This is a genomic window from Comamonas terrigena NBRC 13299, assembly GCF_006740045.1.
Lineage (GTDB): Bacteria > Pseudomonadota > Gammaproteobacteria > Burkholderiales > Burkholderiaceae_C > Comamonas > Comamonas terrigena.
Genome location: NZ_AP019749.1, coordinates 985474 through 999676 on the forward strand (window position 1 = coordinate 985474; position 14203 = coordinate 999676).

Sequence of the window (14203 nt, forward strand, 5' to 3'; positions counted from 1 at the left end):
TGGTCTCAGCTCAGGCCTAGCAGGGCGGTCTTGAGCTGCGGATCGTCCGCCTGCTCGCCCAGCCAGAAGTTGAGCAAGGTGTTGTAGAAGGCAATGTCCTGCATCGGTTGCACCACGCGGCGGCGGTTGTGCTCCACCACCGTGCCGGTTCCCGGAATCCAGTCCAGGGTCAGCAGGTCGCCGCTGCGCAGCCCGGACGGCAGGTGCGCCAGGGCCTGGCTCAGGCCGTTCATCTGCTCGGCCACGCGGGCATCCATCTGGGCGATGTCCTTGGCCAGCTTGTCCAGCACGGCTTCCTCGAACTCCTTGGCCGAGATGTCGCGCATCAGCCGGATCACCAGGCGGCGCGGACCATCGCTGGAGAGCACGGCTTCGGTGGTGCGCCGCTGGTCACGCAGGTACAGACCCACCGTGTAGACCTTGAAGAGCAGGCGCTTGCTGATGCCTGCGCCGTTGAGCTGCAGCTGCTGTCCCGCCACCTGGGCGGACGCGCCGATCAGGGCAGGCTCCGCTTCGGCGGCGCGCACCAGGCTGGGCAGGCAACTGGCCACACAGGAGGCGATGGCCAGTGCAGTCTTGAATGGAGTGGGCATGGTGATCTCCTTGCAAAGACAGGTGCAGCATCCGGCACTGCTGCGGGTCAAAAAAAGGGGACGCCGGCAGGGAAAAACCGCGTGGCGATTACCAGATGGCCAGGGTGTTGGTGAGTACCCGCTGCAGCCAGGTGCGTTGACCGGCTTCCGAGACATCGCCCCGACCGACCACTTCCATCTTGGCGTTGATGACGTCGGACGAGGCCACGATGTTCTGGGGACGGAAGTCGCGTGGGTCGACGACACCGGAGAAGCGCAGGGTCTTGGCGTCGCCGTTCATGGCGATGCTGCGCTCGCCCGCCACCACCAGGTGGCCATTGGGCAGCACGTTGATGACCGAGGCCGCAATCTGTCCGGTGAAGTTGCTGGAATTGCTGGAGCTGCCGTCACCGCTGAAGGAATCGCTGCCGGAGGCCTGGGCGTCCAGATTCAGGATGGAGCCCAGAAAGCCGGTACCCGAATTGCTGCCTGGGCCCTTGTTGGCCATGGCGTTCTGGCGGCTGGCGTCGGTCTTGGCCTTGCTGGTGGCGCTCATGGACTCGGCGATCTCGATCTTCAGCGAATCCCCGACATTGCGCGGCCGGGCACGGCCGTTGAATGGGCTGGTGAAGGTGTTGTTGTTGAAAAGGCTGCCGGTGTTGACGCGCTCGATATTGGCCATGCGCGGCATGGCGGCCACGGCAACCGGGCTGTTGACGATGGAGGGGTCGCGCGTCACGCAGCCGGTCAGCATGCCTGCGCACAAGGCGGCAGAGGCCAGAAACAATGGGCGGAAAGGCATGGGCATCGGAATCTCCTGCGAAATCGGAAGAAAGGGGAATCAGTCTTGGTAGCCGGTGACCAGGGCGGTCACGACCGGGCTGACCTTGGTGCGGGTGCTGGTCCACTGGCCGCGTGACAGATAGGGGTCCAGCTGGAACTGGCTGCTGGAGATCAGCTCGCCTTCCTTGGAGCGCAGGGCCAGTTGCACCGAGGTCACATAGGGGCGGAAGTCCCCCGTGAAGGGCGGGCGGCCCCAGTCGAAGTAGGCGGTGTACTCCAGCCAGACATTGCACAGGCGTGCCGCGGGGGCGGTGTCATACACCTTGCTGTCGATGCCGTGCTTCTGCAGTTCGGCCTGCAGGGCCGGCACCAGGTCGGGCACCTGCGTCTGGGGGTTGTACTCAATGCACACGCTGTTCAGCGGGGTGCGCAGGTTGTAGAGCGTGTTGGATGCCGAGGGGGGCGACAGCGCCACGGCGCTGTTGGCGACGACGGCGGCGGCCTTGGTCAGTTCCCACAAGGGTTCGACGGTGATGATGGCGCAGCCGGTTTGCAGTGCGCAGGCTGCAATGCCCAGGGTGGTGAGCAGAGGGGTAGGGATTCGCATGATGGGGCGTCCTGCAGTCTGTATTCAGACCAGTTCGTTGAGAAGGGCGCGTACCGCCGAATTGCCCAGGGCCACATAGGAGGCCACGTTGCGCGAGCCGGAGCCCACTACATCCAGCACCGTTTCGGCGCCGTCGGTCACCGCGCCTGCCACGGTGGAAGCCATCTCCACGGTGTCATCCCAGAGATCGGCCACGCCGGACGCCGTCGATTCCACCGACTGGGCCACGCTGGTGGCCGCCGAGCCCAGGGAGTTGGCGACGCTGGACGCGGTGGACTCCACGGTCTGGGCCAGGCTCACGATGGCGTCCAGGCCGTCTTCTGCCAGCCCGGCAATGCCGTCTCCCAGATCGCTCACCCCTTCCACGGTGCTGTCGATGCCCGCTTCCAGCCATTCCAGACCGGTGTGGCCTGCTTCGCTGAGCAGGGCCAGGCTTTCGTTGCTGAAAGAGCAGATGGCGCTGGCAAAGTCGGACTCGCCCGCTTCCTGGGTGTCTGCCGCCACGCGGGGGCGCTTGGTGTTGGTCAGCGCAGCGAGAGAACTGGAGCCGCTGCCTGAAACAGATGTGATGTCGCTCATCGCAATCTCCTTGAAAAGATGAGCGAATATTAGGAGTGTGCTGATTGATTAAATAAGGCGATGAATGGGAGAAAATCAGGTCAAACTACAAATTGCATACAAATAATCAACAGTTTGGATACCAAATGCCAGAGGTAAGTATTATTTCGGCATGCGTTATGTACGTTATTTGAAATTATCAGGTGACGCTGTGCATACAAATTGCGATTGATGCCGTGGTATTGATTGTGGAGTTTTGTATATTTTATGTAGCCAGTTTGTGTGGATTTTGTATGGCGCCATTTATTCTGGAATGTTTGTGATACAAATGCGGTGTAGAAATGAAAAAGAAATGAAGACGACATGAATGCACTTCAGGCCATCCAGACGGTGCGTGGTGCCCTGCAGCTGGGCACTGCCGTGCACCAGAAGCGTTCACTGGGCGATGTGGTGGGGGCCGTGGCGGGAACGGCCTTTGCCGCCCAGACGGGGGGCGTGGGCAGCATTGCCAGCGGGCTGGTCGAAGACGTGACCGCCGCCGTGGTGGATGGCGTGGTGGCGGGGGGGACCGGCGTGGTGGATACCACGACCACCGCCGGCAAGGCCATTGCCGCCTACACCAGTGGCGGGATGAAGACCTTGGGCAAGGTCGTGGACTTTTTCGTCTGAAGCGCGCGCTGCCCAGGCGCAGGGCAGTACATGGTGAATGCCGGAAGGCTGTGACGAGATACCTGGGGTGCCGCGGTCATCGCCGAGTGTCCGCTTCCGTCCGGCGAGCGTATCTCCAACGGGCTGCAGGCATGCAAAGACCTGCGGGGCGCAGGCGGGCTGCCGCCCTGGCTCAGTCCCCGTCGCCCACGTGCGCAAAGCGTGGTTGCTCCACGCCATCGACCACCACGGTCTCGGTGAACATGGCAGCAGGCCGCACCCACAGCGCGCCTTCGCCGTACAGGGGCCGGTACACCACCAGGGCCTCCAGCGTCTCGCTGTGCCGGGCGACGTCCAGCACCTGGTAGAAGTTGCCTTTGTAGTGGCGGTAGCGGCCGGCGGGAATCTGCGGCAGAGGGGGAAGGGGTTCGGGGTGTGCCATGGCCGCCATGCTAGTGCCTGGGCAGCACGTTCACGGAAAGCACGGCGCAAAAAAGCGATGTGGGTGGATCCCGGTAGGCTGATGGGCGTGCTACCACCCACAGGCCGCCAAGCCGCGGCCATACCTGGGAATAGCCCGCAATGGGACAATGCAGGCTATGCACCCCAAAGCCCTTCTGGACGCTTGCGCCGAACTGGTCAAGCTGACCCTGCAATTTCAACACCCGGCCGATGCCGTGGTGTCCCGCTATTTCCGTGACCACCGCAACCTGGGCCCGCGCGAGCGCGGCACGCTGGCCGAAACGGCCTACACCGTGTTGCGCAAGAAAACCCTGTTCGAAGCCCTGGCCCGCAACGGCAGCGGCCCCAAGGAGCGGCGTCTGGCCATCCTGGGCTTTCACGGCCCGCGCGACTTTCTGAAAGCCGCGCTCAGCCCGCAGGAGATCAAGTGGGTCGATGAATGCGATGCGGTGAAGCCCGCAGAGCTGATGCCCCAGCACCGCCACAACCTGCCCCAGTGGATGGCCGACGCGCTGCAAGCCCAGGTGGGCGACCAGTTCGAGGCACTGGCCGCCAGCATGCTGGAGCCTGCTCCGCTGGACTTGCGGGTCAACGCCCTGAACGCCAAGCGCGCCGAGGTGCAAAAGGAGCTGAAGGAAGCCGGCATCAAGGCCGAAGCCACGCCGTACTCCCCCTGGGGGCTGCGCGTGGACAGCAAGCCTGCACTGACCCGGCTGGAAGCCTTTGTGAAGGGCCGCATCGAGGTGCAGGACGAAGGCTCGCAGCTGCTGGCCCTGCTGCTGGACGCCAAGCGCGGCGAAATGGTGGTGGATTTCTGCGCCGGAGCCGGCGGCAAGACCCTGGCCATTGGCGCGCAGATGCGCAACACCGGTCGCCTGTACGCGTTCGATGTGTCCGCCCACCGCTTGGAAGCGCTCAAGCCCCGTCTGGCGCGCAGCGGCCTGTCGAATGTGCACCCTGCCGCCCTGGCCCATGAGCGCGACGAACGCGTCAAGCGCCTGGCCGGCAAGATCGATCGCGTGCTGGTGGATGCGCCTTGCTCCGGCCTGGGCACCCTGCGCCGCAACCCCGATCTGAAGTGGCGCCAGGACCAGAATGCGGTGGCCGAGCTGACCGAAAAGCAGCTGTCCATCCTGACCAGCGCTGCGCGCATGGTGAAGTCCGGCGGCCGCCTGGTCTACGCCACCTGCTCCGTGCTGCCCGAAGAAAACGAGCGCATTGCCGAAGCCTTCCAGCAAGCGCATCCCGACTTCGTGCCGCTGGATGCCGGTCAGACGCTGGAGAAGCTGAAAGTGGAGCACGCTGCGACCCTGTGCGCTGGCGGCGACAGCGGCACGCAGTATGTGCGCCTGTGGCCCCACGCCCACCAGACCGACGGCTTTTTTGCCGCCGTGTGGGAACGCAAGTAAGCGCGGCTTCCGCCCTGTACTCCGGCGGTGTTCACCGCTGGCAAAAAAATCCCCGCAGCTGAAAGGCTGGCGGGGATTTTTTATCGGCGGGTCGGGCGCGCCGGGCGCGCTGACGTTCAGTCTGCTGACGTGGACAGGGCAAAGCCTTCATCCTGCCAGCCGGTGATGCCTCCGGTCATGATTTTGACGGGCCGGCCCAGTCTGGCCAGACGCAGTGCGCCCCGGGCAGCGCCATTGCAATGGGGTCCTGCGCAGTAGGTCACAAACACGGTGTCGGCAGGCCACTGCACGAGTTGGCTGGCGACCAGTTTCCCGTGCGGAAGGTGGATGGCGCCCGGAATGTGGCCCCGGGCAAAAAGGGCGGCTGAGCGCACATCGAGCAAGACGAAATCGGCGCCCTCGGACAGTGCGGCATGCACGTCCCAGCAGTCGGTTTCAAACGCAAACGCGGCCGCAAAATGGGCTTCGGCAAGTGCAGCGGGCGCGGCGGGAGTGGCAGTCACGGCGGTGGGCATATCAGGCTTTCTGGGTGGTGAAGCCGAGATGGTGCTCTGCCACCAAAGCTGCAACAATTGGCAGAAAAGACATTGATCGACAATTTTTCGCCAAACTGTGTGACTCATACCGCACCCGCACCCACCTCTGCATCGCTCCCGCAGCTTCACGGCCCTCTGGTGGTGACCTTGGTGCACGACCAGCTGTGCACGTTCGAGTTTTCCATTGCCGCAGAGATCTTCGGGCTGAGCCGGCCTGAAATGGGACCCGGGTGGTACCGCTTCGCCAGCGCGGGCGTCGAGCCCGGGCTGTTGCGCGCGCAGGGGGGCCTGCTGGTCACCCCGACGGCGGGGATGGAGTTGCTGGAGCAGGCAGATCTGATTGTGGCGGCCGGCTGGAAAGGGGCCGATGTCCCGGTGCCGGGCGAATTGACGGCGGCGCTGCGCCGGGCATGGCAGCGCGGAGCGCGCCTGGCTTCCATCTGCTCGGGGGCATTTGTGCTGGCGGCCACCGGCTTGCTGTCAGGCAGGAAGGCGACCACCCATTGGCGCTACAGCGAAAAGCTGCGCGCGCTGTACCCCGACATTGCCGTGGATGCCGATGTGCTGTACGTGGCGGAGGAGCGCATCTACACCTCGGCAGGCAGTGCCGCCGGCATGGATTTGATGCTGCACATCGTGCGCGAGGATTTCGGCGCGGAAGCCGCCAACCGGGTGGCCCGGCGCCTGGTGATGCCGCCGCACCGCAGCGGCGGCCAGGCACAGTTCATTGAAAGGCCGGTGCCGGCAGACCGCCACCACCGCATGGTGGACGTGCTGGAGCGGGTGCGTGCAGAACTGGACGCCCCATGGACGGTGGAGCGCATGGCGGACGCGGCAGCGATGAGTGTGCGCACTTTTCTGCGGCGCTTCACGGAATCCACCGGGCAGTCCCCCGGCCAGTGGCTGATTGCCGAGCGCATTGCCGAAGCGCAGCGCCTGCTGGAGTCCAGCCATCTGTCCGTCGAACGCATCGCCGCCCTGGTGGGCTTTGGCAGCGTGCAGGCCCTGCGGCACCACTTCCAGGGCAAGCTGGCGGTGCCACCGTCGGAGTACCGCCGCATTTTCAAGCTCCATCCCTGACACGGGGTGGTGACCCTTGCGGCGGCCGTCCACCAAAGCGCCCCACCTGCGTGTGATGGATGCAGGTGGGAGCATGGTGTCCCCACTGGCTGCAGAGCGTGCCAGCGCCGGGTCTATTTCGCCGTTCCGACCTGGGGCCGGCTGACCGTGCTGAACACGTATTTCAGGCTGTCGCCCAGCGTGGTTTCCCAGACCATCCATTCGTGCTTGCCGTTGACGATGCGCAGCTCGGCCGGTTGCTTGGCTTTGCGCAGCTGGCTGTAGAGCTGAGTGGCTTCGGCCTCGATGGCAAATTCATCGTCATCGCCCGAGTTGATGTACATGGGCACCTTGATGCCCTTGGCCAGGAAGGCGTCCATCAGCACCGGATAGTTGTACTGCTGCCAGACCGTCTTGCTGTAGGCGCCGCTGGTGTTGGGCTCGGCAAATACCTTGACGTGGCGGGCGGAGGAGTCGGCTGGCGGCTCGGGGTTGTAGATGGCGGGAGAGAGCAGGGCCGCAGCCTGAAATTTTTCGGGGTACTGCAGCACCATGCGCAGTGCACCGTAGCCGCCCATGGACAGGCCGCCGATCACCCGGCCATTGCGGGCGTTGATGGTGCGGTAGGTCTTCTCCACATGGGGCATCAGGTCCTGGAGAAAGGCGGTTTCCATCTTCTCCTTCAGGTCCACGTACCAGTTGGTGTTGGCGTCGGGCATCACATAGATCGCCGGCGGAATGTCGCCATTGGCCACCAGCGTATCGACGGTTTTTTGCATCTTGCCTTTGACGGCCCAGTCGTTGCGCGCACCGTCATTGCCGTGCAGCAGGTACATCACGGGGTAGCGCACATTGGGGCTTTCGGCATAGCCAGTGGGTAGGTAGACGTTGTAGGTCAGGGCGCGACCCAGGGCGGAGCTTTGCACTTCGGCCGAACGCACTTCGCTGGCGTGTGCAGCCGGGGCGATGGCTGCAATGGCGGCGCAGGCCAGCAAGGCTGCGGAACAGGGGGAGGGGATGCGCATGGTTGTTGTCTCCGGTGGTTGTAATGCGATCCCCATTATTGGGAGCAAGCTCTGCTGCCAGCTGTCGCGCGGGTGGAACGGGACTGCGGCTTTGGGCAAGGCGGTGGGCGCGGGTGGCGAATACGGAGAGGGATGGGGATGCCACGGCGGCCAGGAGGCAGCATGTGGCCATTGGCTTCTGTGCGGGCTGCGATCCGGGATTCTGGGAGTGCCCGTCAAGCTATCATTCCCTCGGTTCTCGTGATGGCGAGGGATGGATGCATAGGGATCTGCATGTCCGCCGCCATGGGCGGATGTCTCCATACGGTACAGGTTGTACAGGCAATGGGCCAGAAACTCCCGCAGGAACACATCGATTTTTACCGGGCAATTGACGATCTGCTCTGGAACGAATGGGACCCCATCGGTATATCGACCATGGACTGGCCCAGGGATGAATACCACGCATACCTGCCTCGCGTCTTCAGCCTTGTCATGGGCACGAATGAGCCCCAGGTGATTGCGGACTACCTTGAATGGGCCGCAGTGGAAAGAATGGCGCTGGACCCGAATAGGGGGCACTCCTTGGAGATTGCCCGCAGGGTGCTGGCGAGGAAGCAGAAATATGGGCTTTGAGCGCCATGCATCACCCCCTATGGCTTGCCGGGCCTGCAGCTGCCCGTGAAGACGAAGACAGACATGTGATGGAAAAACGGGCATGGCACTGCTGATCCAGGAGATTTCTTGCACCGATGCGCCCATGGCGCTGCTGCTGCTGGCAGACCCATCGGAAGACAAGGTGCGGTCCTCTCTGGCTGGGTCCAGATGCTTTGCGGCTTTCCGTGACGGCGTGGTGGTGGGGGCTTGCGTCGTCCAGCCGCGCGGCGCCGGCGTGCACGAGCTGATGAGCATTGCCGTGCTGCCTGAGCATCAGCAATCCGGTTACGGCACGGTACTGCTGCAATCGGTCATCGATTGCTTTCGCGCATCTGGCGCCAGCCAGTTGGAGGTGGGTGCCGGTACGTTCGGCTACCAACTGGCCTTCTACCAGCGCCATGGTTTTCGGGTGGCCAGCATTGACCATGACTTCTTCGTCCGACACTACCCCGAGCCTGTTTTCGAGGACGGCATACAGCACCTGGACATGCTGCGCCTCAGGCTGCGGTATTGACGGTGCTGCTGGGGGGGGGGGCAGCCGATCCGGCGCCGCGTTGCATCACCGCCTGATTCCGGCATGGGATGGCAGGCCGTGGGCATCCCTGCCAATGGACCGAAGCAGTCTGCCGGCGGCTGAGGCAGGGTGCACTGGCAAGGCGCTTGCCGCAAGGTCCGCTGCCATCACCGCTGCCGTTGGCGCCAGCGGATGGATCCGGCAGGTGCTGCCGTGGGGGGCAGCCGGCTGTGCGGCATCAAAAATCCCTGCACCGGCCGGAAGCCGGGCAGGGATGGGTGATGGCTGCAGCGCCTGCACACGGCGTTGCAGCGGTTCAGGGCGGCAGGCTTACGCCGCCACCGCCTGGGTCAGCAGGGCGTCGATGTCGGCGTGGGCGGCAAGGGTCTGGGCGCAGGCATCGGCGGCTTCTTCGCCCTTGTGGACAAAGTGGCAGCGGAAAAAGCCCAGCAGGTCTTCCGTGGGCTGGAAGTTGTGCGGGGTGAGTGCCACCGAAAACACGGGCACGCCGGTGTCCAGTTGCACGCGCATCAGGCCGTCCACCACGGCGGCAGAGACAAATTCATGGTGGTAGATGCCGCCGTTGACGATGACGGCACAGCCGATCACGGCATCAAACTGGCCGGAAGCGGCCAGCTTCTGCGCCATCAGCGGGATTTCAAAGGCACCGGGCACTTCCACCTGGTGCAGGCGTGCCGGGGCGGCGCCCAGCGCCGTCAGGCGGCGCACGGCGGCGTCGCGGGCCTGGTGCACCACATCGCTGTGCCAATTGGCGCTGACGATGGCGATGCGGGCCTGCTGCAGTGCTGCACGGGTGGCCTGGGAGGAAGAAACGTTAGCGATAGTGGTCTGATTCATGGTGTTGGTCTTGCAAAGACATGGAACAAATGAATCAGGGCGCGCGAAGGCAAGGCAGCCCGCAGCAGCCGGCACACCGACGGGCAAAGGATTGCCGCGCCCATGCGCTGCCGCCCCAGGCTGGGGGACAGGTCTTCACGTTGCTCTTTCATCCGGACTGTGACCGTCGGCTCTGGCATCGCACCAGATCTGCTGACCCTGAAAGGCGTGGCCTTCCAGGCGCTCGCGGGCTCACAGCCGAGGCTGCATACCGCCGGTGGGGAGTTTCACCCCGCCCTGAGAACGTCGCCGCTCCAAGGAAGCGGCAGTGCCATTGTAGGGCGGCGCCGATGGCACCAGCGGTCACATAGGCAACCGGGCGACTCGGCCATGGCCTTGTTTCAGCCCGCCGCCGTGCGCCGCCCGCCCACAGAGCGCAGCAATGCCCGCAGGCGCTGCCATGGCGTGGCAGGAGGCGCTGCCGACGCGGGCAAGGGCGCCATGCTGCACTGCAAACGGGCCGTGCCACCCTGGCTGCTGACCTGCAGCCACAGCAGGCAGGGGGCGCGCCAGCGTTGGCCGGTGGACAGCTGCCACTGCAGGCTGGGCGCACCGTCGACCAGGCCCTGCGGGCCGCTGTGCAGCAGCAGGCTGCCATGGCTGCAGAACAGTTCACTGCCTGCGGGAACGACCAAGGCATGGGCCTGGCCGGGGTGGATGCAGAACAGTTGCGGTGTGGGCTGTGCTGCGGTGGAAGATGTGGAGGAGGGGGCGCAAGAGGGCGAGAAGGGGTGCATGCCAGGGCCTGTAGAGCGTGTGAAACAGTGCCTCCAGCGTAAGCAGACGGGCCCTTGTGCAACAGGCACAGCCCCGACCTTTGTGCACCGCAGCAGTGCAGATGGCGGCATGGCTGTTCTGGTGTTGTGTAAACCAATCTGTATCTGTTGCAGAACAGATGCCTGGGGCATGATGGCGCCCTTGCTTGTTCCACCGGCGTTCCTGCGGGAACGAGGCCCATGACCCTGGCCCCTGCTGCTGCCCTCCTTCCCCTGTACCGCCGCCTGGCCGGCGACTATGCCCAGGCCATGGGCCTGGGCACCTTGCGTGTGGGCGAGCGCATGCCATCGGTGCGGGAGCTGATGCGCCGCCACCAGGTCAGCCTGTCCACGGCCCTGCAGCTGCTGCGCCATCTGGAGACCCAGGGCCATCTGGAAGCCCGGCCGCGCGTGGGCTACTTTGTGCGCGATGCCCGGACACCGGCCAGTGGCGCGCTGGACCTGACCAGCGAGCCTGACCTGAGCCAGCCGGTGCAGCCCGGCGCGCAGGCGCACTTTGTGGGCATCAATGAACATATTTCGCTGCTGCTGGAGCGTGGCCGCCAGGCCGAGGTGTTTCTGGATGTGGGCGGGTGCACGCCACCGCCGGCACTGTTTGACCACAAGCACCTGAACCAGCTGGTGGCACGCCTGCTGCGCGAGCACCCGCAGTTGCTGGTGCAGGGGCGCTCGCTGCTGGCCAACCAGGGTAACCACCCGCTCTTCCAGCAAGCCATGGCGCGGCGCGCGCTGGCATCGGGCATCCGCGTGGCGCCGACCGATGTGCTGGCCACCACCGGCAATTCCGAGGCGGTGAGCCTGGCGCTGGCGGCCGTGGCCCGGCCCGGAGACATGGTGGCCGTGGAGTCGCCCACCTACTACGGCCTGCTGCAGGTGGTGGAGTCGCTGCAGCTGCAGACGCTGGAAATCCCCTGCAGTCCGCGCACCGGCCTGTCCATCGAGGCGCTGGAGCTGGCGTTCCAGACCCAGCCACGGCTGAAGGCCGTGGTGGTGGTGCCCGAGTTGCAGATGCCGCTGGGCACGCGCATGCCCGATGCGCACAAGGCGCGGCTGGTGGCGCTGTGCGCCCAGTACGGTGCGGCGCTGATCGAAGACGATTCCTATGGGCTGTTTGTCGAAGGCAGCCAGCCGGTCAAGCCGCTGAAGGCCTGGGACAGCGTGTCCGGCCATGTGGTCTATTGCCAGGCTTTCAACAAAAGCCTGGCGCCCGGACTGCGCCAGGGCTGGATGAATGGCGGCCAATGGCATGGCCGGATACAGATGCTGAAATTTGCCCAGAGCCGCAACACCCAGACCCTGGGTCAGATGGTGGTGGCCGAAGTGCTGGGATCACCCGCACACCAGCGCAGCCTGGAGCGCCTCAAGGCCCAGCTCAAAGCCCAGCGCGAAGCCATGGCCCGGCTGGTGGCACGCCACTTTCCCGTGGGCACGCGCATGAGCTTGCCGGCCGGAGGCCTGTGCCTGTGGCTGGAGCTGCCCGAGGGATTTTCCAGCGCCCAGCTGTTTGGCGATGCGCTGGCGCAGGGCATACGCATTGCGCCGGGCAGCATGTTTTCCAATTCCGGCCGTTATGAGCACTGCATGCGGCTGGCCTGCACCCACCCGGTGGATGCCACGGTGGACAAGGCGATGCAGTTGCTCGGGAGCATGGCCTGTCGCCAGCTGGGCCAGGCGCCGCGTGGTGCATAGGCGCGCAGCGGGACAGGCAATAAAAAAACCGCCAGGGCAGATGCCGGTGGCGGTTTTGGCAGAAAACAGGCTGAATTACTTCAGCTTGGTTTCCTTGTACTCGACGTGCTTGCGAGCTTTGGGGTCGAACTTCATGATCGACATCTTTTCAGGCATCGTCTTCTTGTTCTTGGTGGTGGTGTAGAAGTGACCGGTGCCAGCCGTAGATGCCAGCTTGATCTTGTCGCGTCCGCCTTTAGCAGCCATGGTGTTTCTCCTTCAGGAAATTAAGCTTGGCCACGGGCGCGCATGTCTGCGAGCACGGAGTCGATACCGTTCTTGTCGATCAGGCGCAGAGCAGCGCTGGAAACGCGCAGACGCACCCAACGGTTCTCGGTTTCCACCCAGAAACGACGGTACTGCAGGTTGGGCAGGAAACGACGCTTGGTCTTGTTGTTGGCGTGGGAAACGTTGTTGCCCACCATGGGCTTCTTGCCCGTAACTTCACATACGCGTGCCATTGGGACACTCCGATAGTTGAATCGGCTGCCGGCTCTGAGGTCCTGCAACTGCAGGTTGTGCCGACAACCTCACCTCGCCAGTTTGTAATGGGTGGCGGTAACCCGTTTGCTATCCATGTCCCAGTCTGTAGTTACAGAAGTCCCATATCCAGCAAAGCCAAGGATTATAGCCAGGAAGTGGAAAAGCCCTGGAGTGCGGCCTGGAATCCCCCGGGGAGACGCTGTGCCTGCGCACCGCTGGCCGCGCCGTCGAAGGAGGACTCCAGCGCGGCGGGGGGCGTGCAGAGCCCAAGCCTGGGCGGTGCGGCTTTCGCGCAGGCTGGCGCGGGCTGGATGCGGGGCTGTGAAGGCGACCTGGAACGGGAGGCGCGGACACTGCGCCTCCCAGGGAGGGCTTATTCCTGTTCCAGGAAACGCTGGGCGTCCAGGGCCGCCATGCAGCCGGTGCCGGCGCTGGTGATGGCCTGGCGGTACACATGGTCCTGGCAGTCGCCGGCGGCAAACACGCCGGGCACGCTGGTCTGGGTGGCAAAGCCTTTGAGGCCGCCCTGGGTGACGATGTAGCCGTTTTCCATTTCCAGCTGGCCCTGGAAGATGTCGGTGTTGGGGTGGTGACCGATGGCAATGAAGGCACCTTGCAGGGCGATGTCTTCGGTGTGGCCGTCCGTCGTGCTCTTGATGCGGATGCCGTTCACGCCCGACTGGTCGCCCAGCACTTCATCCAGGGTGAAGTGGGTCTTGAGCTCGATCTTGCCTTCCTTGACCTTGTCCATCAGCTTGTCCACCAGAATGGGCTCGGCCTTGAACTTGTCGCGGCGGTGCACCAGGGTGACCTTGCTGGCAATGTTGGACAGGTACAGCGCTTCTTCCACGGCGGTGTTGCCGCCGCCGATCACGCACACGGGCTGCTCACGGTAGAAGAAACCGTCGCAGGTGGCGCAGGCCGACACGCCGCGGCCCATGAAAGCTTCTTCCGAGGGCAGGCCCAGGTACTTGGCGGAGGCGCCTGTGGCGATGATCAGGCTGTCGCAGGTGTAGGTGCCGCTGTCGCCGGTCAGGGTGAAGGGGCGCTTGCTGAAATCGACCTTGCTGATGTGGTCGAACACGATCTGGGTCTTGAAGCGCTCGGCATGCTCCAGAAAACGCTGCATCAGCTCGGGACCTTGCACACCCATCACGTCGGCAGGCCAGTTGTCCACTTCGGTGGTGGTCATCAGCTGGCCGCCCTGGGCCATGCCGGTCACCAGCAGCGGCTTGAGGTTGGCGCGGGCGGCATAGACGGCGGCCGTGTAGCCGGCGGGGCCGGAACCGAGAATCAGGACTTGGGCGTGTGTCGGAGTGGTCATGTGCGCAATCAATCAGCGGGCCGCGCGCAGGCGCTGCCCCTTGGAACCCGGGTCCACCACTACCAAGGTGCTGGACCGGAACAAGCAAGCATTGTAGAAAGCGCAAGAGCCCTGTGCCGAATCGGGCTGTTGCTGCATGCATTGCCTGATGCAGTGCAAGTTTTGTTGCAACTGTTTGCATTTGCC

Annotated in this window: 18 protein-coding genes and 1 riboswitch; of the genes, 6 read left to right on the plus strand and 12 right to left on the minus strand. The window is 64.4% G+C overall.

Annotated elements, in window-relative coordinates; genetic code table 11:
- Window positions 1–5: 5 nt before the first annotated feature.
- The 4 genes from CT3_RS04470 to CT3_RS04485 all read right to left on the minus strand — a co-directional run bounded on the left by CT3_RS04470 (window position 6) and on the right by CT3_RS04485 (window position 2541).
- Window positions 6–593: a chalcone isomerase family protein gene (locus CT3_RS04470; protein WP_066539775.1), complete on the minus strand. Its 588-nt coding sequence runs from the start codon at window positions 591–593 to the stop codon at window positions 6–8.
- Window positions 594–681: 88 nt separating this feature from the next.
- Window positions 682–1380: a flagellar basal body L-ring protein FlgH gene (locus CT3_RS04475; protein ID WP_066539772.1), complete on the minus strand. Its 699-nt coding sequence runs from the start codon at window positions 1378–1380 to the stop codon at window positions 682–684.
- Between the two features lie 33 nt (window positions 1381–1413).
- On the minus strand, window positions 1414–1962 hold the full coding sequence (locus tag CT3_RS04480) for a hypothetical protein (protein WP_066539763.1): 549 nt from the start codon (window positions 1960–1962) through the stop codon (window positions 1414–1416).
- Window positions 1963–1986: 24 nt separating this feature from the next.
- Window positions 1987–2541 carry a hypothetical protein gene (locus CT3_RS04485; RefSeq protein ID WP_066539760.1) on the minus strand — a complete coding sequence of 185 codons (555 nt, stop codon included), beginning with the start codon at window positions 2539–2541 and terminating at the stop codon, window positions 1987–1989.
- Between the two features lie 342 nt (window positions 2542–2883).
- Here CT3_RS04485 and CT3_RS04490 point away from each other — a divergent pair, with 342 nt between their 5' ends.
- On the plus strand, window positions 2884–3189 hold the full coding sequence (locus CT3_RS04490; protein WP_066539757.1) for a hypothetical protein: 306 nt from the start codon (window positions 2884–2886) through the stop codon (window positions 3187–3189).
- A 172-nt stretch (window positions 3190–3361) separates the two neighbouring features.
- On the opposite strand, the gene CT3_RS04495 is transcribed toward CT3_RS04490, so the two are convergent.
- Window positions 3362–3610: a DUF1653 domain-containing protein gene (locus CT3_RS04495; RefSeq protein ID WP_066539871.1), complete on the minus strand. Its 249-nt coding sequence runs from the start codon at window positions 3608–3610 to the stop codon at window positions 3362–3364.
- A gap of 157 nt (window positions 3611–3767) precedes the next feature.
- On the opposite strand from CT3_RS04495, the gene CT3_RS04500 reads away from it, so the two are divergent.
- Window positions 3768–5039 carry an RsmB/NOP family class I SAM-dependent RNA methyltransferase gene (locus CT3_RS04500; RefSeq protein WP_066539750.1) on the plus strand — a complete coding sequence of 424 codons (1272 nt, stop codon included), beginning with the start codon at window positions 3768–3770 and terminating at the stop codon, window positions 5037–5039.
- Window positions 5040–5155: 116 nt separating this feature from the next.
- On the opposite strand, the gene CT3_RS04505 is transcribed toward CT3_RS04500, so the two are convergent.
- Complete coding sequence (locus CT3_RS04505; protein WP_066539747.1) at window positions 5156–5554, minus strand: rhodanese-like domain-containing protein; 399 nt, start codon at window positions 5552–5554, stop codon at window positions 5156–5158.
- Window positions 5555–5716: 162 nt separating this feature from the next.
- Between CT3_RS04505 and ftrA the strand changes: the two genes are divergently transcribed.
- Entirely contained in the window at window positions 5717–6655 is a 939-nt protein-coding gene (ftrA, locus tag CT3_RS04510) for a transcriptional regulator FtrA (RefSeq protein ID WP_428042426.1), read from the plus strand.
- Window positions 6656–6768: 113 nt separating this feature from the next.
- On the opposite strand, the gene CT3_RS04515 is transcribed toward ftrA, so the two are convergent.
- Window positions 6769–7659, minus strand: a complete 891-nt coding sequence (locus tag CT3_RS04515) for an alpha/beta hydrolase (protein WP_066539738.1) — start codon at window positions 7657–7659, stop codon at window positions 6769–6771.
- Window positions 7660–7932: 273 nt separating this feature from the next.
- On the opposite strand from CT3_RS04515, the gene CT3_RS04520 reads away from it, so the two are divergent.
- Together CT3_RS04520 and CT3_RS04525 are read left to right on the plus strand one after the other, a co-directional pair.
- A complete protein-coding gene (locus CT3_RS04520; RefSeq protein WP_098066079.1) occupies window positions 7933–8274 on the plus strand; it encodes a hypothetical protein in 342 nt (113 codons plus the stop codon).
- A gap of 82 nt (window positions 8275–8356) precedes the next feature.
- On the plus strand, window positions 8357–8809 hold the full coding sequence (locus CT3_RS04525) for a GNAT family N-acetyltransferase (protein ID WP_218568134.1): 453 nt from the start codon (window positions 8357–8359) through the stop codon (window positions 8807–8809).
- A gap of 330 nt (window positions 8810–9139) precedes the next feature.
- Here the strand turns inward: CT3_RS04525 and CT3_RS04530 are convergent, their stop codons facing one another.
- Both CT3_RS04530 and CT3_RS04535 read right to left on the minus strand, forming a co-directional pair.
- Window positions 9140–9667, minus strand: a complete 528-nt coding sequence (locus CT3_RS04530; RefSeq protein ID WP_066539733.1) for a 6,7-dimethyl-8-ribityllumazine synthase — start codon at window positions 9665–9667, stop codon at window positions 9140–9142.
- Window positions 9668–9802: 135 nt separating this feature from the next.
- Window positions 9803–9955, minus strand: a riboswitch (FMN riboswitch).
- Window positions 9956–10047: 92 nt separating this feature from the next.
- Entirely contained in the window at window positions 10048–10443 is a 396-nt protein-coding gene (locus tag CT3_RS04535) for a hypothetical protein (protein ID WP_066539731.1), read from the minus strand.
- Between the two features lie 219 nt (window positions 10444–10662).
- Here CT3_RS04535 and CT3_RS04540 point away from each other — a divergent pair, with 219 nt between their 5' ends.
- A complete protein-coding gene (locus tag CT3_RS04540) occupies window positions 10663–12171 on the plus strand; it encodes an aminotransferase-like domain-containing protein (protein ID WP_066539720.1) in 1509 nt (502 codons plus the stop codon).
- Window positions 12172–12246: 75 nt separating this feature from the next.
- Here CT3_RS04540 and rpmG read toward each other — a convergent pair whose 3' ends face one another.
- The 3 genes from rpmG to trxB form a co-directional block, all read right to left on the minus strand.
- Window positions 12247–12417 (minus strand): 50S ribosomal protein L33, encoded by a 171-nt coding sequence (gene rpmG, locus CT3_RS04545; RefSeq protein ID WP_066539717.1) that lies wholly within the window; start codon window positions 12415–12417, stop codon window positions 12247–12249.
- 20 nt (window positions 12418–12437) lie between these two features.
- On the minus strand, window positions 12438–12671 hold the full coding sequence (gene rpmB, locus CT3_RS04550) for a 50S ribosomal protein L28 (RefSeq protein ID WP_066539714.1): 234 nt from the start codon (window positions 12669–12671) through the stop codon (window positions 12438–12440).
- A gap of 395 nt (window positions 12672–13066) precedes the next feature.
- Entirely contained in the window at window positions 13067–14017 is a 951-nt protein-coding gene (gene trxB, locus CT3_RS04555) for a thioredoxin-disulfide reductase (RefSeq protein WP_066539713.1), read from the minus strand.
- Between the last annotated feature and the right edge of the window lie 186 nt (window positions 14018–14203).

Bases quoted from the DNA above. Each gene is read 5' to 3' on its own strand.
- CT3_RS04495 (WP_066539871.1), bottom strand. From the start codon at position 3,610: ATGGCACACCCCGAACCCCTTCCCCCTCTGCCGCAGATTCCCGCCGGC.
- CT3_RS04500 (WP_066539750.1), top strand. From the start codon at position 3,768: ATGCACCCCAAAGCCCTTCTGGACGCTTGCGCCGAACTGGTCAAGCTG.
- CT3_RS04540 (WP_066539720.1), top strand. From the start codon at position 10,663: ATGACCCTGGCCCCTGCTGCTGCCCTCCTTCCCCTGTACCGCCGCCTG.
- CT3_RS04505 (WP_066539747.1), bottom strand. From the start codon at position 5,554: ATGCCCACCGCCGTGACTGCCACTCCCGCCGCGCCCGCTGCACTTGCC.
- CT3_RS04485 (WP_066539760.1), bottom strand. From the start codon at position 2,541: ATGAGCGACATCACATCTGTTTCAGGCAGCGGCTCCAGTTCTCTCGCT.
- rpmB (WP_066539714.1), bottom strand. From the start codon at position 12,671: ATGGCACGCGTATGTGAAGTTACGGGCAAGAAGCCCATGGTGGGCAAC.
- CT3_RS04525 (WP_218568134.1), top strand. From the start codon at position 8,357: ATGGCACTGCTGATCCAGGAGATTTCTTGCACCGATGCGCCCATGGCG.
- CT3_RS04515 (WP_066539738.1), bottom strand. From the start codon at position 7,659: ATGCGCATCCCCTCCCCCTGTTCCGCAGCCTTGCTGGCCTGCGCCGCC.
- CT3_RS04470 (WP_066539775.1), bottom strand. From the start codon at position 593: ATGCCCACTCCATTCAAGACTGCACTGGCCATCGCCTCCTGTGTGGCC.
- CT3_RS04535 (WP_066539731.1), bottom strand. From the start codon at position 10,443: ATGCACCCCTTCTCGCCCTCTTGCGCCCCCTCCTCCACATCTTCCACC.
- CT3_RS04475 (WP_066539772.1), bottom strand. From the start codon at position 1,380: ATGCCCATGCCTTTCCGCCCATTGTTTCTGGCCTCTGCCGCCTTGTGC.
- trxB (WP_066539713.1), bottom strand. From the start codon at position 14,017: ATGACCACTCCGACACACGCCCAAGTCCTGATTCTCGGTTCCGGCCCC.
- CT3_RS04490 (WP_066539757.1), top strand. From the start codon at position 2,884: ATGAATGCACTTCAGGCCATCCAGACGGTGCGTGGTGCCCTGCAGCTG.
- CT3_RS04480 (WP_066539763.1), bottom strand. From the start codon at position 1,962: ATGCGAATCCCTACCCCTCTGCTCACCACCCTGGGCATTGCAGCCTGC.
- rpmG (WP_066539717.1), bottom strand. From the start codon at position 12,417: ATGGCTGCTAAAGGCGGACGCGACAAGATCAAGCTGGCATCTACGGCT.
- CT3_RS04520 (WP_098066079.1), top strand. From the start codon at position 7,933: ATGTCCGCCGCCATGGGCGGATGTCTCCATACGGTACAGGTTGTACAG.
- CT3_RS04530 (WP_066539733.1), bottom strand. From the start codon at position 9,667: ATGAATCAGACCACTATCGCTAACGTTTCTTCCTCCCAGGCCACCCGT.